General features: G+C 70.0%; 18 protein-coding genes, 4 tRNA genes and 2 pseudogenes. 13 read left to right on the forward strand and 11 right to left on the reverse strand.

Annotated elements, in window-relative coordinates; all coding sequences use genetic code 11:
• Nucleotides 1-17: 17 nt before the first annotated feature.
• On the reverse strand, nucleotides 18-791 hold the full coding sequence (locus ACZ5AJ_RS04325) for an ABC transporter ATP-binding protein (RefSeq protein WP_464137411.1): 774 nt from the start codon (nucleotides 789-791) through the stop codon (nucleotides 18-20).
• 228 nt (nucleotides 792-1,019) lie between these two features.
• Between ACZ5AJ_RS04325 and ACZ5AJ_RS04330 the strand changes: the two genes are divergently transcribed.
• The gene (locus ACZ5AJ_RS04330; RefSeq protein WP_464137414.1) at nucleotides 1,020-1,304 is read left to right on the forward strand and encodes an antibiotic biosynthesis monooxygenase family protein; all 285 of its coding nucleotides are present in this window, start codon (nucleotides 1,020-1,022) and stop codon (nucleotides 1,302-1,304) included.
• 115 nt (nucleotides 1,305-1,419) lie between these two features.
• On the opposite strand, the gene ACZ5AJ_RS04335 is transcribed toward ACZ5AJ_RS04330, so the two are convergent.
• From ACZ5AJ_RS04335 to ACZ5AJ_RS04345, 3 genes are all read right to left on the reverse strand, one after another.
• Nucleotides 1,420-2,604 (reverse strand): cytochrome P450, encoded by a 1,185-nt coding sequence (locus tag ACZ5AJ_RS04335; protein ID WP_464137416.1) that lies wholly within the window; start codon nucleotides 2,602-2,604, stop codon nucleotides 1,420-1,422.
• A 124-nt stretch (nucleotides 2,605-2,728) separates the two neighbouring features.
• Nucleotides 2,729-3,688 carry a GTP pyrophosphokinase gene (locus tag ACZ5AJ_RS04340; protein WP_464137418.1) on the reverse strand — a complete coding sequence of 320 codons (960 nt, stop codon included), beginning with the start codon at nucleotides 3,686-3,688 and terminating at the stop codon, nucleotides 2,729-2,731.
• Between the two features lie 96 nt (nucleotides 3,689-3,784).
• Nucleotides 3,785-4,684, reverse strand: coding sequence for an NAD-dependent epimerase/dehydratase family protein (locus tag ACZ5AJ_RS04345; RefSeq protein ID WP_464137419.1), 900 nt, complete (start codon nucleotides 4,682-4,684; stop codon nucleotides 3,785-3,787).
• Nucleotides 4,685-4,849: 165 nt separating this feature from the next.
• Between ACZ5AJ_RS04345 and ACZ5AJ_RS04350 the strand changes: the two genes are divergently transcribed.
• The 3 genes from ACZ5AJ_RS04350 to ACZ5AJ_RS04360 all read left to right on the forward strand — a co-directional run bounded on the left by ACZ5AJ_RS04350 (nucleotide 4,850) and on the right by ACZ5AJ_RS04360 (nucleotide 6,427).
• A tRNA-His gene (locus ACZ5AJ_RS04350) sits at nucleotides 4,850-4,922 on the forward strand.
• Between the two features lie 480 nt (nucleotides 4,923-5,402).
• Nucleotides 5,403-5,792 carry a thiamine-binding protein gene (locus ACZ5AJ_RS04355; protein WP_464137421.1) on the forward strand — a complete coding sequence of 130 codons (390 nt, stop codon included), beginning with the start codon at nucleotides 5,403-5,405 and terminating at the stop codon, nucleotides 5,790-5,792.
• Nucleotides 5,789-6,427: a DUF6630 family protein gene (locus ACZ5AJ_RS04360; protein WP_464137422.1), complete on the forward strand. Its 639-nt coding sequence runs from the start codon at nucleotides 5,789-5,791 to the stop codon at nucleotides 6,425-6,427. The genes ACZ5AJ_RS04355 and ACZ5AJ_RS04360 overlap by 4 nt, the downstream gene beginning before the upstream one ends.
• 133 nt (nucleotides 6,428-6,560) lie before the next feature.
• Here the strand turns inward: ACZ5AJ_RS04360 and orn are convergent, their stop codons facing one another.
• Entirely contained in the window at nucleotides 6,561-8,462 is a 1,902-nt protein-coding gene (gene orn / locus ACZ5AJ_RS04365; protein WP_464137424.1) for an oligoribonuclease, read from the reverse strand.
• A 175-nt stretch (nucleotides 8,463-8,637) separates the two neighbouring features.
• Between orn and ACZ5AJ_RS04370 the strand changes: the two genes are divergently transcribed.
• Nucleotides 8,638-9,165 (forward strand): acyl-CoA thioesterase, encoded by a 528-nt coding sequence (locus ACZ5AJ_RS04370; protein WP_464137426.1) that lies wholly within the window; start codon nucleotides 8,638-8,640, stop codon nucleotides 9,163-9,165.
• 87 nt (nucleotides 9,166-9,252) lie between these two features.
• On the opposite strand, the gene ACZ5AJ_RS04375 is transcribed toward ACZ5AJ_RS04370, so the two are convergent.
• Nucleotides 9,253-9,858: a TetR/AcrR family transcriptional regulator C-terminal domain-containing protein gene (locus ACZ5AJ_RS04375; RefSeq protein WP_464137428.1), complete on the reverse strand. Its 606-nt coding sequence runs from the start codon at nucleotides 9,856-9,858 to the stop codon at nucleotides 9,253-9,255.
• A 117-nt stretch (nucleotides 9,859-9,975) separates the two neighbouring features.
• On the opposite strand from ACZ5AJ_RS04375, the gene ACZ5AJ_RS04380 reads away from it, so the two are divergent.
• Entirely contained in the window at nucleotides 9,976-10,650 is a 675-nt protein-coding gene (locus tag ACZ5AJ_RS04380) for a biotin transporter BioY (protein ID WP_464137429.1), read from the forward strand.
• Nucleotides 10,650-11,810 (forward strand): biotin synthase BioB, encoded by a 1,161-nt coding sequence (bioB, locus tag ACZ5AJ_RS04385; RefSeq protein WP_464137430.1) that lies wholly within the window; start codon nucleotides 10,650-10,652, stop codon nucleotides 11,808-11,810. The genes ACZ5AJ_RS04380 and bioB overlap by 1 nt, the downstream gene beginning before the upstream one ends.
• Before the next feature lie 401 nt (nucleotides 11,811-12,211).
• Here bioB and ACZ5AJ_RS04390 read toward each other — a convergent pair.
• From ACZ5AJ_RS04390 to ACZ5AJ_RS04405, 4 genes and pseudogenes are all read right to left on the reverse strand, one after another.
• A pseudogene (locus tag ACZ5AJ_RS04390) lies at nucleotides 12,212-12,772 on the reverse strand (alkyl sulfatase dimerization domain-containing protein); the annotation flags it as partial.
• Nucleotides 12,773-13,022: 250 nt separating this feature from the next.
• Nucleotides 13,023-13,940 (reverse strand): annotated as a pseudogene (locus tag ACZ5AJ_RS04395) (MBL fold metallo-hydrolase); the annotation flags it as partial.
• Between the two features lie 304 nt (nucleotides 13,941-14,244).
• Nucleotides 14,245-14,317: transfer RNA gene (locus tag ACZ5AJ_RS04400), tRNA-Arg, on the reverse strand.
• 120 nt (nucleotides 14,318-14,437) lie between these two features.
• Nucleotides 14,438-19,354 carry an Lhr family helicase gene (locus tag ACZ5AJ_RS04405; protein WP_464137431.1) on the reverse strand — a complete coding sequence of 1,639 codons (4,917 nt, stop codon included), beginning with the start codon at nucleotides 19,352-19,354 and terminating at the stop codon, nucleotides 14,438-14,440.
• A gap of 215 nt (nucleotides 19,355-19,569) precedes the next feature.
• Here ACZ5AJ_RS04405 and ACZ5AJ_RS04410 point away from each other — a divergent pair, with 215 nt between their 5' ends.
• Together ACZ5AJ_RS04410 and ACZ5AJ_RS04415 are read left to right on the forward strand one after the other, a co-directional pair.
• Entirely contained in the window at nucleotides 19,570-20,199 is a 630-nt protein-coding gene (locus ACZ5AJ_RS04410) for a superoxide dismutase (RefSeq protein ID WP_464135717.1), read from the forward strand.
• Between the two features lie 290 nt (nucleotides 20,200-20,489).
• Nucleotides 20,490-20,999, forward strand: a complete 510-nt coding sequence (locus ACZ5AJ_RS04415) for a single-stranded DNA-binding protein (protein WP_464137433.1) — start codon at nucleotides 20,490-20,492, stop codon at nucleotides 20,997-20,999.
• 56 nt (nucleotides 21,000-21,055) lie between these two features.
• On the opposite strand, the gene ACZ5AJ_RS04420 is transcribed toward ACZ5AJ_RS04415, so the two are convergent.
• The gene (locus ACZ5AJ_RS04420; RefSeq protein ID WP_464137434.1) at nucleotides 21,056-21,613 is read right to left on the reverse strand and encodes a PPA1309 family protein; all 558 of its coding nucleotides are present in this window, start codon (nucleotides 21,611-21,613) and stop codon (nucleotides 21,056-21,058) included.
• Between the two features lie 153 nt (nucleotides 21,614-21,766).
• Here ACZ5AJ_RS04420 and ACZ5AJ_RS04425 point away from each other — a divergent pair, with 153 nt between their 5' ends.
• The 4 genes from ACZ5AJ_RS04425 (at nucleotide 21,767) to ACZ5AJ_RS04440 (ending at nucleotide 26,125) form a co-directional block, all read left to right on the forward strand.
• Nucleotides 21,767-24,868, forward strand: coding sequence for a UPF0182 family membrane protein (locus tag ACZ5AJ_RS04425; RefSeq protein ID WP_464137436.1), 3,102 nt, complete (start codon nucleotides 21,767-21,769; stop codon nucleotides 24,866-24,868).
• A gap of 124 nt (nucleotides 24,869-24,992) precedes the next feature.
• Nucleotides 24,993-25,066 (forward strand) — tRNA-Met (locus tag ACZ5AJ_RS04430).
• Nucleotides 25,067-25,287: 221 nt separating this feature from the next.
• A tRNA-Met gene (locus ACZ5AJ_RS04435) sits at nucleotides 25,288-25,361 on the forward strand.
• Between the two features lie 119 nt (nucleotides 25,362-25,480).
• On the forward strand, nucleotides 25,481-26,125 hold the full coding sequence (locus tag ACZ5AJ_RS04440) for an SGNH/GDSL hydrolase family protein (RefSeq protein WP_464137437.1): 645 nt from the start codon (nucleotides 25,481-25,483) through the stop codon (nucleotides 26,123-26,125).
• Nucleotides 26,126-26,137 lie beyond the last annotated feature (12 nt).

Genomic DNA, 26,137 nt, shown 5'->3' on the forward strand with positions numbered 1-26,137 from the left:
CGGCGCCCCAGGGTCGATCAGAAGAACCGCTGGATGGCCTGCGGCACCGACTCGGCGAACTCCTTGATCTCCTCGTGCTCGGTGTGCGCGAGGACCTCCTCGAAGGAGCCCGAGGCGAGGATCCGCCCCGAGCCGAGGAAGTGGACGGTCGGGCACATGCGCTGCAGCAGCTCGACGTCGTGCGAGGCGATCAGCACCCCGATGCCGAGCCGGTCGATGGTGGCGCGCAGGGCCAGGGTGATCTCGCCGCGCATGTTCGGGTCCACCGCGGTCAGCGGCTCGTCGAGGACCAGGATCTCGGGACGGGTGGCGAGGGCGGTGGCCAGGGCGACGCGCTGCTTCTCCCCGCCGGAGAGGGTCATCATCCGTCGCGGCAGGAAGTGCTCGGCGAGCCCCACCGTCGCGACCATCTCCTGCGGGGTGACCGAGTGGGTGCGCCCGCCCTTGCGCGCCTCCTTCGCCGCGAGCTTGAGACGGGACTCGACGGTCTCGCGAGGATCGTCGATCGTCATCGCGTACTGGGAGACGAATCGGACGGCCGCGGTGAAGCGCTTCTTGTCCTTGCCGCGCATCCGGGCGACGCTGCGCCCGTCGAAGGTGACCTTTCCCGAGGTCGGGGTGATCCGGCCGGCGAGAGTCCGCACGAGGGTCGTCTTGCCGGTGCCCGAGGGGCCGAGGATGCCGACGGGTGCCTCGCCCGCACGGATCGTCAGGTCGATCCCCTCGAGGATCGGCTCGCCGGGGTACCCGGCGTGCAGGGCGGTGGCGGTCAGGGCGGACGAAGCAGGCATCGGTTCTTCTCTCGGGGCTCGGAGGACAGGGGCACGATATCCGCCCGGGCTGAGGCCCGACTGCGTGCGGTCCCGGTCAGACAGCGTGCGGTCCCGGTCCGGCGGTGCCCGCGCACACTGAACGGGTCTGGTCGTCGCGGAACGTCCTCGCCGGTGCACGGTCGCGAGGCCGATGATGGTCGGTGCCGTGGCTCCGCACGGCGACCCGGACCCAGGAGGAATCTCGAGATGACCGTCGTGAAGATCAACCGACTCGCCGTTCCCGCCGGCCAGGAGGCCGAGCTCGAGAAGCGTTTCGCCGCCCGCAGGCACTCTGTGGACCAGGCGCCCGGGTTCGAGGGCTTCGAGCTGCTGCGCCCGGTCGCGGGGGAGGACCACTACTTCGTCATCACCCGCTGGGCCGACGACGAGAGCTTCCAGGCATGGGCGTCCCAGCGCCAGCCCCGCGACCCCTCGACCACGGTCTCCCGAGCCGAGGGCGTCCTCGAGTTCGAGGTCGTCGAGCTCGACTGATCCGGTCGAAGCGCCGACGCGGCAGACGCGGGCCGGCGTGGGCCGACGGGCGGGCGCGGGGCAACGGGGCAGGCGCGGGCCGACGGGCGGGCGCCGGCCACGGGTCAGGCGCGGATCAGGTGAGGGGCAGGAGGACGACCGGTGCATGGGCCCAGCCGCCGACGGGGGCGATCTCCCGGTCGCCCGGCTCGTCGGCCGCATGCAGATCGCAGCGCTTCAGCAGCGCCTTCAGCAGCACGACGAGCTCCATGGTCGCCAGGCCGCGACCCGGGCAGACATGCTTCCCCGTCCCGTAGACAAGGTTCCGCGGTGCGCTGCCCACCGGATCGACGTCGTCGGGAGCGGGGAACGCCCGCTCATCGCGATTGGCGGAGGTCCAGTGGATCATCACCTTCTCGCCAACGCCGATCTCCTGGCCGCCGAGGACGACCGGGCACGTCGTCACGCGACGGTTGGAGTCGAAGGGGTCGTCGATGCGCAGCAGCTCATCGATGATCGCGCCCGCCTCCGCCGCTGATCCGTCGCGCACGCGAGCGGCGAGGCCGGGCATTCCCGCGAGCGCCGTCAGCAGGACCCCCGTGCACAGGGCGAGGGAGCCGAGGTCCCCGCCGGTCCAGTTGCGCAGGATCGAGACGATCTCCTCATCGGTCAGCGCACGGTCGACGGAGCCCGGGCTGCTGGCATCCGGCAGGGCGACCCGGTCGCGGACCAGGGCGGTGGTGACGTCGTCGGGGGCCTGTTCGCCCGCCTCGCCGCGCGGTCGGACGATCGAGCGGACGATCGCATCGAACCGCTCCGCGACCTCGCTGGTCCGAGCGAGATCCCCGGACCGGGAGGCCTCATGGTTGTCGACCATCCATCGCAGCAGCTCGGACTCCAAGGAGCGAGGCCAGCCCAGCCACTCCGTCTGCGCCCGGACCGCGAACACGGCGCCGATCTCGGCGACGGCGTCGACCTGCACGCCTCCCGCTCCGACGTCGGCGACCAGCTCGTCGATCAGGACCTCGGCGATCCGTCGGACCCGCGGCTCCAGGTCCGCCATCGGCCCAGGACCCAGGTAGCGGTCGATGAGCTCGCGGAAGGCGGTGTGCTCCGCACCGTCGAGGCCATTGGGCACCTGCAGGAACCGCGATACCGCGGAGGAGAAGCGATCATGATCGGAGGCGACCTCGATCGCCTCCGCATGCCCGAGCACGGCCCAGGTCCCGTCGGGAGTGCGGGCGAGCGGACCGCTCGCCCTCTGATCGTCGGTCGCGGAACGGGGCTCGAGGCCGACGGGGTCGAAGACGGGAGTGCTCATGAAGCTCACCCTAGGCATGCTCCGGCGCTGATCGGCAGGACCTTGCGACGATCGGACGGATCTCTGACCGAGCCCCGACGGAGATCCACGGCCTGATCCCGGTCGGTTCTATCTCGGCCCTCTCTCAGCCCTCCGACGGTCCTCGCTCGACCGAGGAGGGGTTCTCGTCCGTGGAGGGGTTCTCTGCACGAGCCGTGTCTGCATGAGCCGAGTCCGCATGAGCCGAGTCTGCACGAGCCTCGTCGTCGGGCGCCTCCTCCGTCGCGTCGGCGGGGGCTCCGCCCTCGTGACCTCCGTCGTCGGAGGCGGCCCAGGGCGCGTTGGCGCTGAACGGGCCCTGACCCGTCCGAGGCATCGGGCGGATCTCCTCCCGCAGACGACCCATGCGCTCGTCGAGCTCGTGGGCGAGGCGAGCGACATCGTCGAGCTCCGCGGACAGGCGCGGGGGCAGGTTCCGGTCGTACTTGTAGGAGAGCTTGTGCTCGGTGCTCGCCCAGAAGTCCATGGCGATCGTGCGGATCTGCAGCTCGACCGGCACGTGCTCGGTGCGGTCCGAGAGGAACACCGGAACCCGCACGATCAGGTGCAGGGAGCGGTAGCCGTTGGGCTTGGGGCGGGCGATGTAGTCCTTGACCTTGAGCACCTCGAGATCCGCCTGCGAGGCCAGCATGTCCGCCACCCAGTAGGCATCCGAGACGAAGCTGCAGGTTATCCGCATACCGGCGATGTCGAGGATGCGGTCCCTGATCGCCTGCACAGTCATCTCGCCACCCGTCCGCAGCGCCTTCTCCACGAGCGACTCCACCGACTTCAGCCGCGAGCGCACATGCTCGATCGGGCTGTACTCATGGATCTGCTCGAACTCCCGGCGCAGGATGTTGACCTTCGTCGTCATCTCCTCGATGGCGAACTGGTAGTGCAGCCGCAGTGCTGTGAACTCGTCGTACACCTGCCTCAGCTGGTCGGCGACCTGTTCAGCATTCGTGCCGAGCTGCATCAGCTCATCCCTGCGGGTGGAGACGATCCCCTGGATGGGATCACCGCCCCCCGCTCCGAGCACAGGACCGCGGGGACTGTCGACCATGGGAGCTCCTCTGCAACCGACAACCGGAGAGAAGGATCTTCTCAGATCGACCTCGACACCGGGTCCAGGTTCCGCGCCGAACGGGGGAGGGCGGGCTCAGGAGCCGGCCGGCCAGCTGTCGCGGACGGGGGCTCCTCCCTCGACGACATGCTCGGGCTCCGTGCTGAGCGACGTCCAGGAGTCGCGGGGGCGATACCCGAGCTCGAGCATCGTGTTGGTCATCGACCAGCGCCGGTTGGGGTTGTCGGAGATCGCGTAGAACAGCCCGAAGCGGGTCTCGGCCTCGATCGCGCAGCGCACCACGCGCACGCAGTCACCCGGGCTCAGCCACATCGCCCGCAGCACGTCCTCTTCCGCCTCCAGAGGATCGTCGGCGACCCAGCCGATGCGCAGGGCGATCACGTCGAGGCCGAACTGGTCGTGATAGAAGCGGCCCAGGGCCTCGCCGAAGATCTTCGAGACGCCGTACAGGGAATCCCCGCGCGGAAGGTCGGACGGATAGACCGGCCACTCCTCCTTGCGGTCGTACATCCCCATCGCATGATTGGAGGACGCGAGCACGACCCGCCGCACCCCCGCCTCCCGCGCCGCCTCGAGGACGTTGCGCTGGCCGACGATGTTCGACCCGAGCACGTCCTCCCAGGTGGACTCCGGGGACGCCGCACCCGCGAGATGCACGACGGTGTCCACCCCCTCCATCAGCGCGAGCACCTCGCCGTAGATCTCGATGTCAGCGCGGCGCAGCACCTCCTCCTGCTCGGGAGTGCGCGGCGTGCGCCCCTGCTGGATCAGCTCGTACTCGTCGCCGAGCCCTGCGACCAGGTGCAGGCCCACGCCGCCGGTCGCTCCCGTGATCAGGACTCTGCGACGCCGCACCGGATCCTGCTGGTCCTGCTGGTGCTGCTTGTGCTTGTCCAACTGGAGCGAGTGCTCCTGCCCCGGCGAGGAGCGAGGGTTGGGTCCCGTCGGGGGAGCGGAGTCGTCGTCGGCGTCCATGTCACGGACGGTACGCCCCGCCGCAGCACACGTCGAGGGCTGCGGTCGAAGGTGCCCACCCCGACGGTGCAACGCGTCTCACACTCCTTGCAGGCCTCTCGAGGAGACGAAACCGCAGGAGAGAGGGTAAGGTTAGTTCTCGTTGCGGTCCCCGGATCGCACATGGTGGTCGTAGCTCAGTTGGTAGAGCTCCTGGTTGTGGTCCAGGCGGTCGCGGGTTCAAATCCCGTCGATCACCCCCTGTGATGTCTCAGGACATCGTTCGCAGATGTCTTGGGACGTCGTTCGCGAGATGAAGGCCCCGGTGAGTGATCACCGGGGCCTTCGTCGTTCGTGCATCCCGACGGTCCTCGGATCGAGAGGCGTCCGTGCGGAGCGATGAGCCTGAGCGTGATCCCGAGGGCCGTCCTCGCTGCAGAAGAGCACCCCGATCGAGAACCATCGACCAGGGACTTGACCCCAGGGCCCGCAGCCTCCTCCGTCATCCGGTAGGGGCAGTGTCCGTGGCATCTGGTAGGGGCAGTGTCCGTCTACCGCCGCTTGAACGCCGTTTGAACGGCGGTAGACGGACACTGCTCCTCAGTGCGGGCACTCAGATGCGGGTTGGCAGGGCATGCCGGGAGCGGCGAGGGCTCGTTCTGCGCCGGAACCGGGGTGGAGATGCGGGGATGCTCCCGTGATGTTGTCGGGAAGCGCGATGGCGGCGCAGGATGTGGGCATGATCGTCGCATTCTCCGTCCAGCCCACCGGTGAGCCCTCCGACCCGAGCATCCGGCGACGCCTCGCCGACGGCTCCGACAGCGCGAGCGTCCACGACGCCGTCGCCGCCGCCGTCAAGGTCGTGCGCGACTCCGGACTGCCCACCCGCACCTCCTCCATGTTCACGGAGGTCGAGGGTGAATGGGATGAGGTGATGGAGGTTGTCAAGCGCGCAAGCTTCGAGGCGGGGCGCTTCGGCTCCCGCCTCTCCCTCGTGCTCAAGGCCGATATCCGGCCCGGTCACGAAGGCGAGCTCCAAGGGAAGATCGAACGGCTCGAGGCGGCGCTCGGCAACGGCAGCGACACCGGCGGAGCGGGAGCGGACGGGCAGGCTGGAGCCGGGGCATGAGCGCCCCGGCGCCGGGCCGAGATCACGGCGGTCAATGGGTCCGGGACCACGATGGTCGACAGGGCCGTGACGCGGATCGGCCGACGGGCGGAGCTCATGACTGGTTGCGCCTGGCCTCCCTGCTCGATGAGGACCCCGAGCTGCAGGCGTCGATCCGTCTCGCACTCGAAGACCCCGGCGCCTACCGCGATCTCCACGCCGATGACCTGCACGTCGGCTCGGCCGGTGAGGAGACCGCCGGTGAGCAGACCACGGGTGAGGAGACCGCCGGCGAGGAGGGCGACATCACCCCGACGCAGGATCTGTGGACCGTGCTTCTCGATGGCCTCGACGAGTCCTCGGCGCTCGCCTATCTCGACGTCGAGGACACCGGTTGCGAGCTGGTCGATGCGCTCGTCGGCGTCCGCAGAGCAGTCGACTGCGGTGCGTGCTTCGAGGATGTCTCTGACGTGGACGACCTGTTCTCAGCGATCCATCGGGCGGAGCAGCTGCTGGGCGAGCACGGTCTGCGTCTGCTGCAGCTCGAGGAGGACGACGACGAGGCGATCCCCCTGGTCGTGGTCCCGCAGGAGTCCGTGCCCGACATCCTCGCCCTCGCGGGGCGACTCGGGCACGACGTGACGGTCTTCGCGTGAGAATCCCGAGGGACCGCCGCTCGCCGTGATGGCCGCTCGCCGTGATGGCCGCTCGCCGTGATGGCCGCTCGCCGAGGGCTCGCGTCCGGACTCAGCTCTCCGTGGTCTCGGCTCAGCTCTCCGCGGTCCCGGCTCAGCCCTCCGTGTCGAGCAGGCCGTCGCGCAGCGCGGCCGCCATCGTCGGGGTCACCGGCAGACGGGGGATGATCGTCGCCTGGAAGGCGTGGTAGATGTCGGGCTTGCCCGGCCAGGTGACCCCCTGGGGCTCGTTGTCGGCATCGAGCTCGTGGAACCAGGATCCGCCGTCGGCATCGAGAAGGTAGGTGGAGATGTACTCCCACCACTGCTCGTAGCGCTCGGCCCACACGCGATCGCCGGTCGCACGGTAGATCACGGCGGCAGCGCCCACGGCCTCGGCCGCGACCCAGTGCATGCGCTCCTGGGCGACCGGCTGGCCGTTCCAGTCGACGGTGTAGACGAACCCGGGCGCGCCATCGATGCCGAAGGTGGCCGCGGACTTCTCCATCAGCGCGGTCGCCGCCTCGAGCATCCACTCCGGTGCCTCGCCGTCGAGGACGATCAGGGCGCCGCGGGCGTGCAGAACGAGGCGCGCCCACTCGATCCAGTGCCCGATCGTCGCGCCGTAGGGCCGGAACGGGTGGTTGGGCTCATCGCGGTTGTACTCGAGCAGGGGAGTCCAGTCGGTGTCGTAGTGCTCGGGCAGCGACCAGTCGTTGGCCCGGGCGAACTCGTCGATCGCCCGGGTGAGGATGCCGACCGCCCGATCCAGCCAGCGGCGCTCACCGGTGACGTCGGCCGCGGCGAGCAGCGCCTCGACCGTGTGCATGTTCGCGTTGATGCCGCGGTACTCCTCGCAGTCGGAGAAGGTGCGGTCGAAGGTGTCCACGCTCATGCGGGAGTCCTCGTCGAAGAACCTCTGGTCGAGGACCGTGAGCGCCTCGTCCAGCAGCTCGGCGGCGCCCGGTCGGCCGGCCGCGGTCGCGGAGGCCGCGGCGAGCACCACGAAGGCGTGGGCGTAGGCCTGCTTGGTGTCGTCGACCGGCTTGCCGTCGGCGACGGAGGCGAACCAGCCGCCGTGCTCGTCGTCGTGGAAGACGCCGCGCAGGGAGGCGATGCCGTGGTCGGCGAAGCGACCGAAGTCGGGTCGGCCCAGGAGATGGCCGAGCGCGAAGCAGTGAGTCATCCGGCAGGTGATCCAGAGCTCCGCGGGGCGGTCGAGGTCGGGCTCGCCCTCCTCGTCGAGCCAGGCGAAGCCGCCGTCCTCGCGGACCGACTCGGAGCCGAACACGAGCAGGTCGTCGCCCTCGCCCTCGAGCCAGGTGCGGTGGGAGGGCAGATCCAGCCAGGCGGTGCGGGATGCGGCGGGCTTCACGGCGGTCACGGGGGCGTCCTCATCGGTGATCTCGTAGGTGCGGGCGGCCGACTGGGCCTCGGCGGTGGTGGGCCCGGGCTCGTCGACCAGGAGCACCTCGCGGTAGTACTTCAGCTCCTGGATGGACTCACGGATGTCCGCGAGGGCGCGGTGGCCGCCATGCTTCGCGGGGATGTTGTAGTAGACCCGCGGGAACCAGCGCTTGGCGAGCTCCTTGAGACTCGAGACGTCGATGGTGCGGTAGGACAGCCAGTCCGCGAACTCGGGGACGTCCCGGTCGAGGAACACGCGATCGGTGCCGACGGAGTTCCCTGCGAGCGGCGCCTTCCCCGGCTCCGGGCAGTAGCGCGTGACATAGGCGAGGCACTCGGCCTCCGCCTCGGCGAGCGTCATCCCGCCGTCGAGCTCGTCGAGGAGCCCGGAGGTGGTGTGCATGGTGACCACGAACGGATCCATGCCCTCGAGGGCCTCGGCCGGGGGCTTGATGACGACGTCGACGCCGTCCCCCAGGATGTTCAGATCGGCGTCGGTCACGAGGACGGCGATCTCGATGAGCGCGTCGCGCTGCTTGTCGAGGCCGGTCATCTCGCAGTCGACCCAGATGATGCGGTCGTTGATCGCGCGGGAGGAGCTGGAAGTCACCGGCACAGACTATCGCGCAGGGAGGGACGCGATCCGGTCCGCGCATCGCTGCCTGCACAGCGCCGCCGCAACGGTCGTCCCCTGAGCCGTTACCATCGGGTCAGTCCGGTCGCCGCCGACCCTTCGGGCGGAGGCTGCTGCGATCGGTCCGATGGTGCGTCGAAGGAGCCCCGCCGTGAACCTGTACCTCCGTCTGCTCCTGCTCATGATCCGTGTGAGATCCGGGCGTCGGCTGAGCCTGTGGGGGACCTCCCGGGTGCGCTTCCGCGTCCATCCCGGGGATCTCGACGTCCTGCGCCACATGAACAACGGCCGATATCTCACCCTCCTCGACCTCGGGCGCATGGACCTGATGCTGCGCTCCGGATTCTGGAAGAGGATCACCGAGGCCGGCTGGTATCCGGTGGTCGCTGGCCAGACGATCACCTACCGGCGCTCCCTAGAGCTGTGGCAGCGCTTCGAGCTGTCCACCCGGGTGCTCGGCTACGACGACCGCTGGATCTACATGGAGCAGATCTTCCGGGTCGGCGAGACCGTCCATGCCGACGCGATCGTCAGGGCCCGGTTCCTGCGACGCGGAGGCGGTTCCGTCGAGATCGACGAGGTGCTCGGCCTCGCCGGCCCGGTGCCCGAGGACCTCGAGGTCCCGGAATGGGTCCTTGCCTGGAATCGGGAGTCCTCCCGCCACAGCCGGGAGCTGTAGTCCGCAGCGTCCTCAGGGGCGCCTCCCCGCTCCCGCGGATCAGTGCCCAGCGAGGTCAGTGCCCAGCGAGGTCAGTGCTCCAGGAGGTCATTGCTCCGGGAGGAGAGCGCGGAGCCCGACGATCAGCGCATCGACTCCGAAGCGGAAGTCGTCCTCGTCCGACGCGGGACGGCCCGGCGCCGCCTCCTCGGCGCGCACTCCCAGCCGCTCGTACTGCAGGCGCTGCTGCTCGAGGGACACGTGGCCGAGCACGAGATGCAGCATGCTCGAGGCCGCGCGGTCCGCGGTGAGGTCGTCGAGGGGGCTGTCCTCCAGCGCGCGCCGGAGACGCGCGAGCGACGGGTTCGCGCCGAGTCCCAGGGCGATGGTGCTCGAGACGACCTCGGCGCTGTCGCGATGGGCGAGGAGGGAGCTGCGCAGTGCGGAGGCCTCCGCACGCAGGCGCTCGTCCCATGCCGGGGCCGCGGAGGGGAGGTCTCCTGCGGCGGGGGCGAGCGGGACGATGAGATCGGCGACGCCCGCCAGCAGCGTCTGCTTGTCGGGGACGTGCCAGTACAGGGCGCTGGGCTGCACCGCGAGCTCGGAGGCCAGGCGTCGCATGGTGAGGTCCGCGAGCCCCAGCTCGTCGAGGATCCTCAGCGCGGTCCGGACGACATCGTCCTGCGAGAGCTTCGCGAGCTTCCTGGGGTGCACCCGGCCGAGTCTAGAGCGTCCGCCTGAACAGGTCCGACGGAGGGCTGCGGGCCGGAATCCCCTCCCTCTGCTACTCTCCTGAACGCCGTTCAATGAACACCGTTCAGGAGGAATCCGATGACCACCTTCGCCCTCGCCCCGGACCGCCCCCGTCCCCATCTCGCCGATGCGCTGCCCGGAGGCATGGCCCGCGACATCGCTCTCGTGCTCACCGGATCCGCACTGATCGCGGTGGCGGCGCGCATCGTCATCCCGCTGCCCTTCACCCCGGTGCCCATCGCTCTGGCCACGCTGGCCGTGCTCATCGTCGGCGCGTCGCTGGGTCCAGTCCGCGGTTCCCTCAGCGCCCTGATCTACCTGCTGGCGGGAGCGGCCGGTGCACCGGTCTTCTCCGACGGTCAGAGCGGCCTCATGCTTCCGACCTTCGGCTACATCGTCGGATACGTGTTCGCCGCGGCGCTCGTCGGTCGGCTGGCCGGGCTGGGTGCTGATCGCAGGTGGTCGACCACGCTCGGGCTCGGTGCGCTGGGCACGATCGCGATGTACGTCTGCGGGGTGCCGTGGCTCGCCCTCTCCCTGGACATCGGCGTCGGCCGTGCGATCCTGCTCGGTGTCATCCCCTTCCTGATCGGCGACTTCCTCAAGCTGCTCATCCTGGGCGCTCTCCTGCCGTCGGCCTGGAAGCTGCTCGGCACCACGGGGATCGCCGCCGCCGACGCCACCGCCGGCTCCGACGACACCACCCGCCCCGACGCCACCGCCTGCCCGGACGATGCGGAGGGCGGGCGCTGATGCGCTGGAGCGCGCTGGTCGACCGGATCGCCGATGGGCATCGGATCCAGGAGGCGGAGGCGCTCGAGGTCCTCCGTGTCCCCGACGAAGAGCTGCTGGACCTGGTCGCAGCCGCCTCGCGCCTGCGCCGGGCCGCCTTCTCGAACCGGGTGAAGCTGAACTATCTGGTCAGCCTCAGGAGCGGGCTGTGCCCCGAGGACTGCGGCTACTGCTCGCAGGCGCTGGGATCCGCGGCGCCGATCCTCAAGTACAGCTGGCTCGACCCTGAGGAGGCTGTCCGTCAGGCGCAGGCAGGCATCGGCGGTGGCGCCGCCCGCGTGTGCCTCGTCGCGAGCGGTCGCGGCCCCATGGATCGCGACGTGGAGCGCGTCGCCGGCATCGCCTCCGCCCTCAAGCGCGAGCATCCCGGGGTCGAGGTCTGCGCCTGTCTCGGACTGCTGGAGGACGGCCAGGCGGAGCGGCTGGTGGATGCCGGCGTGGACGCCTACAACCACAACATCAACACCGCCGAGTCCCACCATGAGCAGATTGTGCGCACCCACACCTATGCCGACCGCATCGCCACGATCGGCAGGGCGAAGCAGGCGGGGGCATCACCCTGCAGCGGTCTGATCGTGGGGATGGGGGAGAGCGACGAGCAGATCGTCGAGGCGCTCATGGCCCTGCGGGAGCTGCAGGTGGAGTCGCTGCCGATCAACTTCCTGGTGCCCTTCGACGGCACGCCGATGCAGGGGCGATGGACGCTGACCCCGGGGCAGTGCCTGAGGATCGTCGCGCTCGCCCGCCTGATGCATCCGCGCACCGAGATCCGGCTCGCGGGCGGACGGGAGATGCATCTGCGCGGGATGCAGGGCCTGGCGCTGCACCTGGCGAACTCGATCTTCCTGGGCGACTATCTCACCGCGGAGGGGCAGGCCGCGTCGGCAGATCTCGAACTGATCCGCGATGCGGGCTTCGTGCCCGAGGAGCCGTCCGCCGCCGACGACGCCGCTTCGCCCGCTATCGGCCCGGAGCGCGGTCCGGGCAGCAGGACGACGGGCAGGGCTGCCGGCAGTGCGGCCAGCGGTGCAGCGGCTGGCAGTGCGGCCGACGGCGGAACGGCAGCAGGTCCGACGGTGCGCCGTCGCGGCGCAGGAACGGACACGGCGGCGAATGCGTGAGCGCTGCTCCCTGGAGGGGCACGGGAGATACGTGGGGATGCGGAAGGACGCGGTGGGATGCCGCGCAGGTGCGCGGCCTCGGAGGTGGTCCGTGCCTCCGGGGTCTGCGTCTTCGGACTCCGCGCCTCTCGGTTCTGCTCCTCCGGGCCTGGCGCCGGATCATCCGTCGCGGGGGCCCGTTCGCGGAAGCGCATGGGAGGCAGGGGCGGTGCCTCCCTCAGGCCGTACGACGCGCGTAGTGTCGCCGCATGGGAGACATTCGGCGAGAGGCACGGGAGTTCCTGAGGTCCCGGCGGGCGCGCATCACGCCTGATCAGGCAGGGTTGCCCGCATACGGAGGCAATCGCCGCGTCCCCGGCCAGCAGGCGGAGCAGACGCGACTTGGCCAGACGCAACGTCGTCCCCGCAGCCTCGATCTCCTCGCCGACCGTTCGGTGGATGAGGACTCCGTTGCGCAGCGTCACCCTGTGCCGCTCGTCCAGATCGACGATGACCAGATCGAGCTCGAGGTCGAGGTCCCACGCCTTCGGTGCCTCGATCGCGATCGCCAGCACATCCAGGATCTGGCTGACGCGGATGTATCGGGAGAGCGAGCTCTTCCCCGTCCTCGTCGGCGTGCCGAAGGCGCCTTCGCGCAGCTCGAGCGCACCGGCGAGGTAGAAGCTGCGCCAGGTCACGTTCTCGCTGCCGAAGCCGAGCTGCTCGAGCACGTCGGCGAGCTGAGCCTTCGCCTCCTCATCGGCATCATCGGCGAACACCGCATGGCCGAGCAGCGTCGCCGCCCAGCACAGGTCGCCGTCCTCGGCCGCGCGGGCCGCGATCTCCCGGACCCGCGGGATGCCTCCGATGACGTCGACGTACCGGGTGGCGAGAGCCTGCGGCGGATGGGCCCAGAGGCTGACGGGATTGCCGTCGAACCAGCCCATGTATCGCTGGTAGATCGCCTTGACGTTGTGGCTCACCGACCCGTAGTTGCCGCGCGTGCTCCACTCCTCCTCGAGCGCCGGGGGGCAGCTGGATCATCTCGGCGATCTCCGACCCCTGGTAGCCGAGGTTGATGTGGCGGAGGGTCTCGTCATGCAGATAGGCGTAGATGTCGCGCTGGCGTCCCAGGAACTCCCGGATGCGCTCACGACCCCAGGTCGGCCAGTGATGGGAGGCGAACAGGACGTCCGAGCGCGACGCATACCTGTCGATCGCCTCGGTCAGGTATCCGGACCATGAGCGGGCGTCCCGCACCGGAGCGCCACGGAGCGTGAGGATGTTGTGCAGCGTGTGGGTCGCGTTCTCCGCGATGCACATCGCCGCGAACTGCGGGAGATGGAAGTGGAACTCCGCCGGGGCCTCCGAGTCCGGAGCCATCTGGCACTCGGAGTCCACGCCGTCGATGCTCAGCCTCTCTCCGGTGGAGGCGATCTCCCTCGTCGGAGGGATGACGCCGACCTCCCCGGTCGAGGTGGTGTGCCCCAGCCCGGCGCCGACGCTTCCGCGCGGTCCCCGGGGAAGAGCGGCGCCGTACATGTACCCGGAGCGGCGAGCCATCGCCACGCCTGCGTACACGTTCTCCGAGACCGCATGGTCGAGGAAGCCTGCCGGCGCGATCACCTCGATATCACCGCGCTCGACTGCCTCCGCTGACGCCACCCCGTGGACGCCGCCGAAATGGTCGACATGCGAGTGGGTGTAGATGACCGCGCGGACCTCCCGCGGTCCGCGATGCTCCCGGTGCAGCGAGAGCGCCGCCGCAGCGGTCTCCGTGGAGATCAGCGGGTCCGCCACGATCACTCCGGTGTCGCTCTCGGTGAAGGTGATGTTCGACAGGTCGAATCCTCGCACCTGGTAGATGCCCTCGACCACCTCGAACTGGCCGTGGACTGCGACGAGCCGACCCTGTCGCCACAGGCTCGGATGGACGGTCTCCGGCGCATCTCCGGTGAGGAACGAGAAGCTGTCGCCATCCCAGACCACCTCCTCGGACGCGTTCCGGATCACGCAGGGTTCGATGGTCCCCAGGAAGCCGCGGGTGGCATCGGCGTCTTCGGAGTGCTCAGGAGGTGAGACGGAGGTGGAGGACATGCGGGCGCCTTTCCCGATGGCCCATGGTGGGGCGAGCCGTTGCTCGGCGGTCATCGTCGAGGGGTTCTCGGAGGGGGTCCTGACGCACGGGGGTGCTCCTGACCTCCGTGATCATCGTCCATGCGGGACGTGCTGCAAGGGGCCGGGATGCACCGTCGGAGGGGAGGCTACCGGAAGGTCTCGGCAGGATCCGCCAGAAGTCTGCAGCAGTCGCCAGAAGTCTGCAGCAGTCGCCCGGAGTCGGCAGGTGTCGGCTGGTGTCGGCAGGAGCGAGGTCGTCGCGGCGCGCGAGGCGGCCGCGACGGCGCGCGGCCGATCGCCATCGACCGGCAGGTGGGTGAGCGCATCCGCGAGTGGGCGCCCCCAGCAGGACTCGAACCTGCAACCTACGGATTAGAAGGCCGTTGCTCTATCCATTGAGCTATGGAGGCATGCGGTCCCCTGCGCGTCCCGGACGAGCCGGTGACGAGGGCGGGGGAGCCGACCGCGGACCAGTCTAGACGGTCCCGTGCCACAGCCCCTCGCGGCCGCTCCCGTGACGATCCGCCTTCTCAGCGACCATGGTGGCGGAGGCTCCGCGGGGAGCGCGAGAAGCCCGCGTCGCTCAGCGCGTCGATCGCAGCTCGCACCGATGCCGGCTGCTCGCGCTGGGATGCGGTCACAGGGATCCCATCGATCCGTTCGATGCTCACGCGTCCGAGCCTGCCGGCGCCTGCTGCGTCGGCGAGGGAGCGGGCCGCGGCGGCGGAGGCGCGCGGGTCCGAGCCGGCCCACCAGGAGAGCGACCGGCCCCCGCGCTCGAGATGGGCCAGGGCGCGACCGTCGCCGATGACCACGTGGGCACCGGCGCGACGCTGCGGGCGCGGTGCCTCCTCGCCCGCCGGGGCGGGCCACGGCAGGACGGTCCCGAAGGGTGAGGCGGGATCGACGGCGGACAGGACCAGGGGCGCCTCCTGCGGGAGTCGGTCGTTCTCTTCCTCCGCCCCGCCAGATCGATCCGGGCGGTCCCCGCGGATACTGCGATCCGGGCGATCCGGGCGATCCGGGCGATCCGGGGTGCTCGAGCGGAGGCGATCGACCGCCGCGGCCTGGGCGAACTGGGAGGCCCCGAGCCCCTCGACGAAGTATCCGCGGCGCACGGACCCGGCATCCTCGAGGTCCGCGAGATCACGGAACACCGAGGACCAGCCGCCCGGAAGCCCTTCCGCCGCGACAGCGCCGCGGGTGAGGAGCCCGTGCCGGTCGACCATCAGCGCGACGCGCGCTGCGCGCCGCACCGCCGGGTCCACCGGCTCGATCCGGACGGCCCGCCAGCGGCCGTTCGCCGTCGGCCCCGCCACCGCGGCGGAGACGTCGCCGGTCTCGTCGGCTCGCAGCAGCGCGGCGGAGAGCCGCGCCGCGCCCCGTCGGCCGCGCCCTGCCCGTGCCGACGAGCGGCGCCGCGGAGCCCGGACCGGTGAGGCGGCTCCGGGTGCCATGAGGACGGAAGCGGTGTCCACGGCGGCGAGGCCAGCCAGAGCCAGCTCAGACAGCGCATCGGCGACCTCGGCGAGGGAGATCTGCCCGCCGGACCCGCGCAGAGCGGCCGCGAGGTCCGTCGGCCTCACCGGCCCGGGCGACTCCCGGAGCAGGGCGAGCACCTCATGCGCGGTGGATCCCGGGTCGAGGCCGGCCGCCGCACCGGACAGCGACTCGGCATCGAGCCCCAGGGCGAGCGCGTCCGCGAGATGCAGACGGACCGCGGCGTCGGAGAGCGCGCTGCCGGGCGATCCGCGCAGGGTCATGAGGACGTCCCCGCGGGAGAGCGCCTCCTCCAGCAGCCGCGGCGCCGTCCTGCCCAGACGCACCGGCAGCAGGTCCTGGAGCCATACGCCGATCGGGGCCTCGATGCCTGTGAGCTGGTCGACGACGTCCGCCAGGGCGTCAAGGTCGGCGTCATCGTCGTCGGCGCCCCGGCTCGCGTCGATCCTGTGAGCCGCGTCGATCCCGTGCCACGACAGCGTGAAGCGGACGAAGGACTCCGCCGGGACCGGCGCGATGTCCTTCCGCGCGGCGGAGAGGGAGACCCGTCGGATGCGGCGCAGCACCTCCGCATCGACCCATTCCTCCTCCTCGCGGCCCGGGAGAAAGGCGCCGCGGGCGAGCACGCGGCGGGCCGACAGCTCGGTCAGCGCCGCGCGGCAGGCCGACGGCGACAGCGGAAGCTCCGCGACGGGCTCCTCGGCGGTGAACGGTCCACGGGATCGGGCCCAGCGGGCGAGGACCTGCAGAGCGGCATCCTCCACCGGCTCCAGCAGCGCCGTGGAGATGGGGGACCCGGGATCGCCGGCACCCGGCGGCAGCACCTGGTCGCCCGCGGCATCGCGCCAGAGCCCCGCCTCCTCGACGAGCGCGAGATGCTCCTCGTCGTGCCAGAGCAGACGCACTACCCGGGCAGTCGTCTCGAGCTGCGCTACGGCGGACCGGGGATCCTCGGCCGACGACGCGGCGAAGCGCGCTCGGATCTGCCCCTCGGTCATCGGCCCGAGCCGGCGCAGCGCATCCGCGAGATCCTCGGCATCCCGGATGCCCCGCTCCGGGCTCAGCAGCTGCGCATCGGCGCAGACGCGGCTGATCGCCTCCGGCAGCAGCAGCTCCCGCAGCGAGACCGTGCCCAGGAGCTCCTGCAGGACGCTCTGGTCGAGGGTCAGCGCCGCGGTGCGGCGCTCGGCGAGCGGCGCGTCGCCGTCATAGATGAAGGTCCCTTCGAAGCCGAACATCACCGCCCGGGCGATCGGGGAGGGCTGGTCGACGTCGACCACCTCCACTCCCGTGCGGCCCTCCGAGAGGTCGGCCATGAGACCGCTCAGCGCCGACAGGTCGTACTCGTCCTGCAGGCATTCGCGGGCGGCCTCGAGCATCATCGGGAAGTCCGGGTGCTCGCGCGCCGCGTCCAGCAGCGTCGCCGCCCGCTGCCGCTGCTGCCACAGCGGAGCCCGCGCGGTGGGGATGCGCCGCGGCAGCAGCAGTGCCCGGGCCGAGCATTCGCGGAATCGTGCCGCGAACAGCGCCGAGGCACCCACCAGCTGCCTCACCTGGTCCTCGATCGCCTCCGGCGCGAACAGCACCAGCGAGGCGTCCGGTGCCTCGCCGCCCTGCGGGACGCGCAGCACGATCCCGTCGTCGGACGCGACCACCTGGACCTGCGCGCCCATGCCCTCGCGCAGCCGGTCCGCGATCGCGAGCGCCCACGGACCGGTCACCCGACGCCCCAGCGGGCAGTGCACCACGATGCGCCAGTCGCCCAGATCGTCGATGAACCGCTCGATGAGCAGACGGGCGGCACCGGGCAGAGCCCCGGTCGCCATCGTCTGGCGTTCGATCAGCAGGTGCACCTGCGCCCGTGCGTTCTCGTCCAGCCCGAGGTCGACCAGGCCCTGCTCGCGCTCGCCGGGCTCCTGGGCGGAGAGCTCGTCGAGATAGCGGGCGATCGCGCGCCCCAGCTCCGCGGGCCGCGCTGCCGAGTCGCCGTGCCAGAAGGGGATGCGGCCGGCGAAGCCGGGAGCAGGGGAGACCGTGACCCTCTCATGGGTGATCTCCTCGATCCGCCAGCTCGAGGTGCCCAGCGTGATCACGTCACCGCGGCGGGACTCGTAGACCATCTCCTCATCGAGCTCGCCGACCCGCCGGGCCTGCTCCTCCCCGGCGGCCAGCATCACCGGGAACATCCCGCGATCGGGGATCGTGCCGGCATTGGTGACCACCAGGCGCTGGACGCCCGGTCGCGCCGACAGCGTCCCGGCGGTCCCGCGGGAGCGGTCCAGCACCAGGCGCGGACGGAGCTCGGCGAAGGACGTCGAGGGGTAGCGGCCGGTGAGCATGTCGATGACGGCGTCGAAGCCGCTGCGGGGGAGGTCCGCGCAGGGGCCGGCGGAGCGCACGAGAGCGAACCACTCCTCGACATCGAGATCCTCGAGGGCCGCCGCCGAGAGCGTGTGCTGGGCCAGCACGTCCAGTGCGTTCGCGGGGATGCGCAGCGGCTCCAGCCGTCCCGCCCGCGCCTCCCGGAGCATGAGAGCGCTGTGCACGACGTCGAGCGGATGCAGCGGATGGATGCGTCCGCGGGAGACATCGCCGACACCGTGGCCCGCGCGCCCCACCCGCTGCAGCAGGGAGGCGATGGTGAAGGGCGCGCTGATCTGCAGCACCTCGTCGACAGCTCCCATGTCGATGCCGAGCTCGAGGGTCGAGGTCGCGACGACGCATCGCAGCTCACCGGCCTTGAGCAGCGCCTCGGTCTCCAGCCGTCGCTCCTTGGACATGGAGCCGTGGTGGACGCGGGCGATGTCGGCGGCCGTCCCGCTGTCGGCGGGGGCGTCGTCGGGCGCATCGCGGATTCCGGCTCGGGCGGAGGGGTCCGTCCCCATGCGGCGGCGATGGAGATGGTTCAGCCGATCCGTCAGCCGCTCCGCCTGCCGACGCGAGTCGGTGAAGACGATCGTGGAGCGGTTGCCCTCGACAGCGTCCAGGACCGCCCGCTCGACATGCGGCCACAGCGCTCCGTCGACCGCCTCCTCATCGATCGCGTCCGACGGCGGGGTGACCTCGTCCATGTCCTCCACCGGCACGGTCACGCCCAGGTCCCAGCGCTTGGTGCCCTCGGGCGCGACGATGCGCGCGTTCGCGCCCGAGGGCACGAGGAACCGGGCGATCTCCTCAGGAGGCTCCACGGTCGCGGACAGGCCCAGCCGCTGCGGACGGTCCGGGCCGACGACCAGCGAGTCCAGACGAGCGAGGGACAGCGCCAGATGGGCTCCGCGCTTCGATCCGGCGATCGCGTGCACCTCGTCGACGATCACCGTGCGGATGTGCGCGAGCGTCTCCCGCGCCGCGGACGTCAGCATCAGGAACAGCGACTCCGGTGTCGTGATCAGCACGTCCGGCGGATGGGCGACGAGGCGGCGACGTTCCGCCGGCGTCGTGTCGCCCGAGCGCACGCCGACGCTCACGGGGCGCACCGCATCGCCCCGCTCCGCGGCCTGCCGCGCGATCCCCTCGAGCGGGAGGCGCAGATTGCGCTCGACGTCCACTCCCAGAGCCTTCATCGGCGAGATGTACAGGACGCTCGTCCGCTCGGCCGGGACGGCTCGCAGCACCTCCGACGGTCCGGCCTCAGGCGGGCCTGCCTCCGACGGGCCTGCCTCCGACGGGCCGGCTTCAGGCGGGCCGGCTTCCGACGGGCCTGCCGCCCCGGAGCCGGTCGTGCCGGATCCGCCGCGGGGGAGGAGCAGTGCATCGATCTCCCGCAGGAACGCGGCGAGAGTCTTTCCGGACCCCGTCGGAGCGATCACGAGGGCGTCCTCGCCGGCCGCGAGCGCCTTCCAGGTCCCCGTCTGCACAGGGGTGGGCTCCCCGAGGTCGCGGGCGAACCACTCCCGCGTCGCCGGGTGCAGGGCGTCGGGCATCGCGACGGCAGGGTCCTCGCTCACTGTCCCATTGTGTCCCGCGCATCCCACGAGCGGGGCGCATCGAGGATCGGGAGCGGATCTCCTGCGCTGGTGCTCGAGCAGGCCCGTGCGCTGCTTCCGGACGCTGGACCGGTCGGTCGCCGACCATGCCGATCCGGGCGAAAGGATGCGAGGATGGGAGCGTTGCGCCTCCCGAGCGGGGCGCACGGACAGAACGCACCGACGAAGGGAATGCCATGGCGGAGTACACGCTTCCGGACCTGGACTACGACTACGGGGCGCTCGCTCCTTCGATCTCGGGTCAGATCATGGAGCTGCATCATTCGAAGCATCATGCGACCTATGTGAAGGGTGCGAACGCGGCGCTGGAGAAGCTGGCGGCGGCGCGTGAGGCCGGGGACTTCGGTTCGATCAATCAGCTGTCGAAGGATCTGGCGTTCAACCTGGGTGGTCATACGAACCATTCGATCTTCTGGAAGAACCTGTCGCCGGAGGGTGGGGACAAGCCCACCGGTGAGCTGGCGGCGGCGATCGATGAGCACTTCGGGTCGTTCGACGGGTTCCGTGCGCATTTCACGGCGGCGGCGCTGGGGATCCAGGGCTCGGGCTGGGCTGTGCTGGCGTATGAGCCGGCGGGTGGGAACCTGGTGATCGAGCAGTTCTACGATCAGCAGAACGGTGTGCCGGTGGCGACGGTTCCGCTGTTCCAGCTGGACATGTGGGAGCACGCGTTCTACCTGGATTACCAGAACGTGAAGGCTGACTATGTGAAGGCGGTCTGGGACATCGTGAACTGGGCGGATGTGCAGGCGCGGTTCGAGAACGCGCGCAGCAATGCGTCCGGTCTGGTGGTCCCGGGTCTGTGAGGCCTCGGCCTGCGCGCCTGTGAGGCTTCGGTGCTGCGTGCGCTGACAGGGCGCGGCTGAGAGGCCGCGACTGAGAGCGGCCGGTCCCCGGTGAAGGGGGCCGGCCGCTCGTGCGTCTGCGGTCTTCGGTCGTCCTCCGGGTGCCGGGGCCGGAGTTCTCCTCCCCAGGAGCCGCCTGTCCCCAATCCGTGCCCGGCGCTGGATCCGGGCTCAGCGGAACCGGACCCTGGTGGACGTCGGCACGGAGCCGACGCCGGGACCGTCCCGGCACCCGAGGAAGGACCTTCACCATGCGCGACATCCGCACCACTCTGATGGGAAATGCCACCGGAGACCCCAGCAGGCGGGACCTCCCCGACGGCACCCCCAGCGCCCTCGTGCGCATCGCCGTCACGGGGCGCTACTTCGACCCGTCCAAGGAGTCCTTCGAGGACCGCAAGACCGAATTCATCACGGTGTTCGCGCGTCGCAACCTGGCGCGCAACCTGACGGCCTCGGTCAAGAAGGGACAGCCCCTGATCGTCACCGGTCGCCTGAGCAGCAGCGAGTGGAAGGACTCCGACGGAACCCAGCACATCTCGCTCGTCATGCAGGCCGAGGCGCTCGGCCACGACCTCAGCTACGGTGCGGCGACCTTCCGCAAGCCCCTTCGCACCCAGGACGTGCCCGAGGTCGATGAGCGCACGGGAGAGATCGTCGGCGGCGGATCGATCCTGGAGGTCTCCGACACAGAGGATCTCGAGGACGATGCGCTGACCGCTTCCGGTCCGTACGGAGGAGCGCTGGCGACAGCCTCATGACCTGGCTGCGGCGGGTTCCGGCCGAGATCGCGGCGGGCAGGACGGGACTGCCGACGTCAGTCGGACTCCTGGAGGGTCTGGAGCAGGGCCGAGGACAGGGCGGGGATCAGCGCTGCGCCGAGCACGTAGCCGTCCCCGTCCGTCCGTCGGAGGGCTGACCAGGTCGTCCCGTCAGCGAGTGCTGCGACGACGATCCGCAGGGGACGGTCGATCGGCAGCGCGTGATCGATGGCGCCCTCCTTCACGCTCCAGCGCTCGGGTGCGAGGTCGCAGGCGAGTGCTCCGCCTGAGGCGAGATCCGGCCAGAGGATCTGTGAGAGGCCGTCGAGCGGATCGCTCGATCCGGGCGTCGGCGTCGGGGCACCGGTGGAATCGTCGAGCTCGATGGGCGTCAGCTGCAGGTCGTCCTCCTCGGTGCCGGTGTCGTCGGAGCCGTCGGCGCCCAGCAGGGAGGCGAGCGCAGGGGAGGAGGCCAGCAGGGCGGAGCTGCGGGCGAGCGCGAACCAGCGCGGTGAGGGCAGGGGAGCTTCCGCGACATGCCGGCAGATGTCGAGCACAGCGGCAGCGAGAGCTGCGGTCGCGGGGTCGAGCGGATCCTGGTCGGGAGTCGTCATCGAAACGAGAGCCTTCTTCCATGCTCGACCTGACAGAATGGGGTATGCCGCCACCTGCGCAGCAGCGCCCCACTGTATCCGGAGCAGGTGCCGGTCCGTCGCATCGGATCCGACGCGACGACGATGCCTGTCCATGATTTGCTGAGGATTCTCGTGAGCTTCTCCTCGCCGTACGGCGACGCCGCCCGTTCTCGACCAGCCCAGGAGGCGCCATCAGGGCGCCGACTCTCCCCGGTGGCGGTGACGGCCCTCGTGCTCGGCGCGCTGGTCGTCGTGCTGCTGATCGCTTCGGAGGTGTGGACGAAGTACCTGTGGTTCGACCAGCTGGACTACACCGAGGTCCTGGCGACCCGATGGATCACGCAGGGGATCCTGTTCGTCCTCGGGTTCCTGCTGTTCGCGGCGCCGCTGTACGTGAGCCTGCGGATCGCCTACAGCCGTCGACCGGTGTACCCGCCGGTCACGCGTGAGCAGGAGGCGCTCGAGCAGTTCCGCTCGGCCGTGGACCCGCTGCGCAAGGGCCTGACCGTCGCCGCTCCGCTGATCATCGGCGCGTTCGGCGGTCTCGCCGCCTCCCGCACCTGGCAGGATGTTCAGCTGTTCCTCCACCCCCAGGACTACGGCGAGGTCGACTCCGTGTTCGGGATCGACATCGGCTTCTACGTCTTCACGCTGCCGCTGATCGACACCGCGCTGTCCTTCGGGCAGTTCGTGTGCCTGGTCGCGATCGTCGGCGCCCTGATCGGTCACTTCGTCTACGGCGGTGTCGCCTGGGGACAGGAGAACGGTCTCGAGATCACCCGGGCGGCTCGCCGTCATCTGGGAACCCTCGCCGCCGTCTACGTGGTGCTGCTGGGCCTGGGGCACTGGTTCCGCCGCTACGACCTGCTCACCACGGAGCACACGCGCTTCTACGGGGCGTCGTATACCGACGAGCACGCGATCCTGCCGGCGCAGACGATCCTGGCGATCGCCGCCGTGGTGGTCGCAGCCCTCTTCGTGGTGTGGATCTTCCGCGCGGACTGGCGCATCCCTGCCGTCGGCGCAGGACTGATGATCCTGTCGACGCTCGTCGTCGGCAGCCTCTATCCGTGGGCGATCCAGCGCTTCCAGGTCAACCCCAACGAGCGCTCCCTCGAGCAGACCTACATCCAGCGGAACATCGATGCGACCCGCTCCGCCTTCGGGCTGGACGCTGTGGAGGAGGTCTCCTACACCCCGACCACGGACGCCGAGGCCGGGGCCCTGCGCGAGGATGCCGAGACCACGGCCCAGATCCGACTGATGGACCCGGCGATCATCTCGCCCACCTTCGAGCAGCGTGAGGCGAACCGCGCCTACTGGGGCTTCGACGACGTCCTCAGCGTGGATCGCTATGCGATCGGCGGAGAGCTCCAGGACACCGTGGTCGGTGTCCGCGAGCTCCGCCCTGACAAGTTCAACCTGAGCTCCCGATCCTGGGTCGACCAGCACATCATCTACACCCACGGCTTCGGCACCGCGGCCGCCTACGGCAATCTGCGCAGCTCCGACGGCGAGCCTGTGTTCATGCAGTCCGGCGTGCCCAGCGACGGCGAGTTCGGGGAGTATGAGGAGCGCGTCTACTTCGGCCGCTACTCGCCGGACTACTCCATCGTCGGCGCCCCCGAGGGCAGCACTCCCGAGGAGTTCGACTACCAGTCCGTGACCGACGGAGAGGACGGCGGCGAGCAGGTCAACAACACCTATCAGGGTGAGGGCGGGCCGAGCATCGGCAGCTGGTTCAACCGGCTGCTCTACGCGATCAAGTTCCGTGACGCGAACATCCTGATCTCCTCCTATGTGAACGAGGAGTCGCAGATCCTCTACGACCGCAGCCCGCAGGAGCGCGTGCGCGAGGTCGCGCCGTTCCTCTCGCTGGACTCGCAGATGTATCCGGCGGTGGTCGACAACGAGCTGGTGTGGGTGGTCGACGGCTACACGACCACCGACCGCTACCCGTACTCGACCTCCGTAGACCTCGACACCGTCATCAACGACTCGCAGACTGATTCGGGCGAGACCGCCCAGTACCGGGACCGGGACGCCAACTACATGCGCAACGCGGTCAAGGCGACGGTCAACGCGTTCGACGGCTCGGTGACGCTGTACTCCTGGGACACCGAGGACCCGATCCTGAAGGCATGGAGCGAGGTCTTCCCCGATGCGGTCCAGCCGGCCTCCGAGATCAGCGATGAGCTGATGAGCCATCTGCGCTACCCGGCCGACTACTTCAAGGCGCAGCGCGAGCTGCTGGCCACCTACCATGTCACCAACGCCGACGACTTCTTCGGCCAGCAGGACTTCTGGCAGACGCCCCCGGATCCCACACAGCAGGCGACCACCAACGCCGACGGCACGACCAACAAGCAGGATCCGCAGCCTCCGATGTACCTGAGCCTGCAGATGCCCGACACCGACGAGCCCAGCTTCTCGCTGTCCTCCAGCTACATCCCTGCAGACGGTCAGAACGTTCTGACCGGCTTCCTCGCCGTGAACTCGGAGACCGGCAACGAGTCCGGGAACCCGGCAGAGGACTACGGGAAGATGACCCTTCTCGTGCTGCCCGCGTCGAACCCGGTCAACGGTCCAGGCCAGGTGCAGGCGACGTTCAACGCGGAGCCCAACGTCTCGCAGGCCCTGAACCTGCTGAAGTCCGGCAACTCCGAGGTCATCAACGGCAACCTGCTGACACTGCCCATCGGCGGCGGACTGCTGTACGTCCAGCCCGTGTATCTGCAGTCCTCCGCCTCGGGCGGCGGCACGCAGTACCCGCTGCTGCAGATGGTGCTGGTCTCCTTCGGCGACAAGATCGGCTTCGCACCGACGCTCGACGAAGCCCTGGATCTGGTCTTCGGCGGAGACTCCGGAGCCAACGCCGGCGATGCATCGGTGACCGACAACAGCGGCGCCAGCGGCACGGCAGACACCGAGACCGGAGAGGGCACCGTCGAGACGCCCGATGACGAGGAGTCCACAGATGACGACTCCTCCGATGAGGGTTCCAGCGCCGGTGCCGCCGGCTCTGCTCAGGATCAGCTCGATCAGGCGCTCACCGATGCCGATCAGGCGATCGCGGACGCAGATCAGGCGATGGCCGATGGTGACTGGGCTGCCTACGGCGACGCCCAGGACCGACTCGCCGATGCTCTGAACCGCGCGGTCGAGGCGAACCAGGAGCTCGAGGGCAGCACGGCCGACACCGGTTCCGAGGCGAGCGACGCCGGCGAGGGGTGAGCACCGGTACGGGGCGGAACCGGGCCGCGCCGCTGGTGAAGGGCAGATGAACGTGTCATGTCGCACGTTCTGCCCGATCCGGTTGGCCCCGGACCTCGCGGCGGCATACAGTGGTCGATGTCGCCGCGGGGTGGAGCAGTTCGGTAGCTCGCCGGGCTCATAACCCGGAGGTCGTAGGTTCAAATCCTGCCCCCGCTACGAGAAGAAGGGTCCTGATCAGCTAGCTGATCAGGACCCTTCGCCATTCCCCGGGTCGGGTGCTGCGACGGTGCCCCCTCACGGCTCAGGCTCCCGAGAGGGGGCAATGCCGAGCGTCGGGCTCCCGAGGGGTGAACCGCCCGGCATATGTGGGGCACGCGACTCCCGGAGCTCTCGCATTGGACCCACGAGCAGGGGTGACGTAGTCTTGACCATGTCGCCGCGGGGTGGAGCAGTTCGGTAGCTCGCCGGGCTCATAACCCGGAGGTCGTAGGTTCAAATCCTGCCCCCGCTACGAAGAGGAGGGCCCTGACCGAGAGATCGGTCAGGGCCCTCATCCGTTCCCGGACACGCGCAGCGTCCGCGGTGCCGCCGCGGACGCGATGCTCCGGCCGGCTCTGGCAGAATCAGCCCATGACCATGGAAGATCTTCCTGAGCCCCGAACGCTGCTGTTCATCGGGGATTCCATCACCGACTGCGGGCGCGCCGAGGATCCCGACGGACTGGGCTATGGATACGTGCGCCTCCTCGCCGAGCACTTCGCCGCCCACGAGCCCACAGCGACCGTTCTGAACCGGGGCATCAGCGGGAACAAGGTGCGAGACCTCGTCGGGCGCTTCGACGTCGACTGCCTGGACCTGGACCCCGATGTCGTCACGATCTACATCGGCGTGAACGACACCTGGCACGCCTTCACCCACGACGACCCGGTGAGCATCGAGGACTTCGAGAAGGGCTACCGCCATCTGCTCGACCAGCTCTCCGCCCGTCGTCCCGCAGCACCCGTCCTCCTGATCATCCCCTTCGTCGCGGATGTCGACGAGGACATGGCTCGCCTCCACGGGGATCTCGACGAGAAGGTCGCCCTGATCCGTCGGCTCGCCAGGGAGTTCCGTCATCCCGTCGTCGACCTCGAGACCGTCCTCGAGCAGGCGTGGGGAGTCGGCCATGCGCCGGCAGGGATCGCCGCGGATGGCGTGCATCCGACCATCGCCGGGCACCGGCTCATCGCCGACGCCTGGCTGGAGACCTTCGCCAAGGCCGATCCCCGCCGCTGACCGCACCCGTCG

It is taken from the genome of Brachybacterium zhongshanense (assembly GCF_055385755.1).

Bases quoted from the DNA above. Each gene is read 5' to 3' on its own strand.
- ACZ5AJ_RS04325 (WP_464137411.1), bottom strand. From the start codon at position 791: ATGCCTGCTTCGTCCGCCCTGACCGCCACCGCCCTGCACGCCGGGTAC.
- ACZ5AJ_RS04335 (WP_464137416.1), bottom strand. From the start codon at position 2,604: ATGAGCACTCCCGTCTTCGACCCCGTCGGCCTCGAGCCCCGTTCCGCG.
- ACZ5AJ_RS04420 (WP_464137434.1), bottom strand. From the start codon at position 21,613: ATGACGACTCCCGACCAGGATCCGCTCGACCCCGCGACCGCAGCTCTC.
- ACZ5AJ_RS04410 (WP_464135717.1), top strand. From the start codon at position 19,570: ATGGCGGAGTACACGCTTCCGGACCTGGACTACGACTACGGGGCGCTC.
- ACZ5AJ_RS04380 (WP_464137429.1), top strand. From the start codon at position 9,976: ATGACCACCTTCGCCCTCGCCCCGGACCGCCCCCGTCCCCATCTCGCC.
- ACZ5AJ_RS04440 (WP_464137437.1), top strand. From the start codon at position 25,481: ATGACCATGGAAGATCTTCCTGAGCCCCGAACGCTGCTGTTCATCGGG.
- ACZ5AJ_RS04345 (WP_464137419.1), bottom strand. From the start codon at position 4,684: ATGGACGCCGACGACGACTCCGCTCCCCCGACGGGACCCAACCCTCGC.
- ACZ5AJ_RS04360 (WP_464137422.1), top strand. From the start codon at position 5,789: ATGAGCGCCCCGGCGCCGGGCCGAGATCACGGCGGTCAATGGGTCCGG.
- ACZ5AJ_RS04330 (WP_464137414.1), top strand. From the start codon at position 1,020: ATGACCGTCGTGAAGATCAACCGACTCGCCGTTCCCGCCGGCCAGGAG.
- ACZ5AJ_RS04340 (WP_464137418.1), bottom strand. From the start codon at position 3,688: ATGGTCGACAGTCCCCGCGGTCCTGTGCTCGGAGCGGGGGGCGGTGAT.
- bioB (WP_464137430.1), top strand. From the start codon at position 10,650: ATGCGCTGGAGCGCGCTGGTCGACCGGATCGCCGATGGGCATCGGATC.
- ACZ5AJ_RS04415 (WP_464137433.1), top strand. From the start codon at position 20,490: ATGCGCGACATCCGCACCACTCTGATGGGAAATGCCACCGGAGACCCC.
- ACZ5AJ_RS04355 (WP_464137421.1), top strand. From the start codon at position 5,403: ATGATCGTCGCATTCTCCGTCCAGCCCACCGGTGAGCCCTCCGACCCG.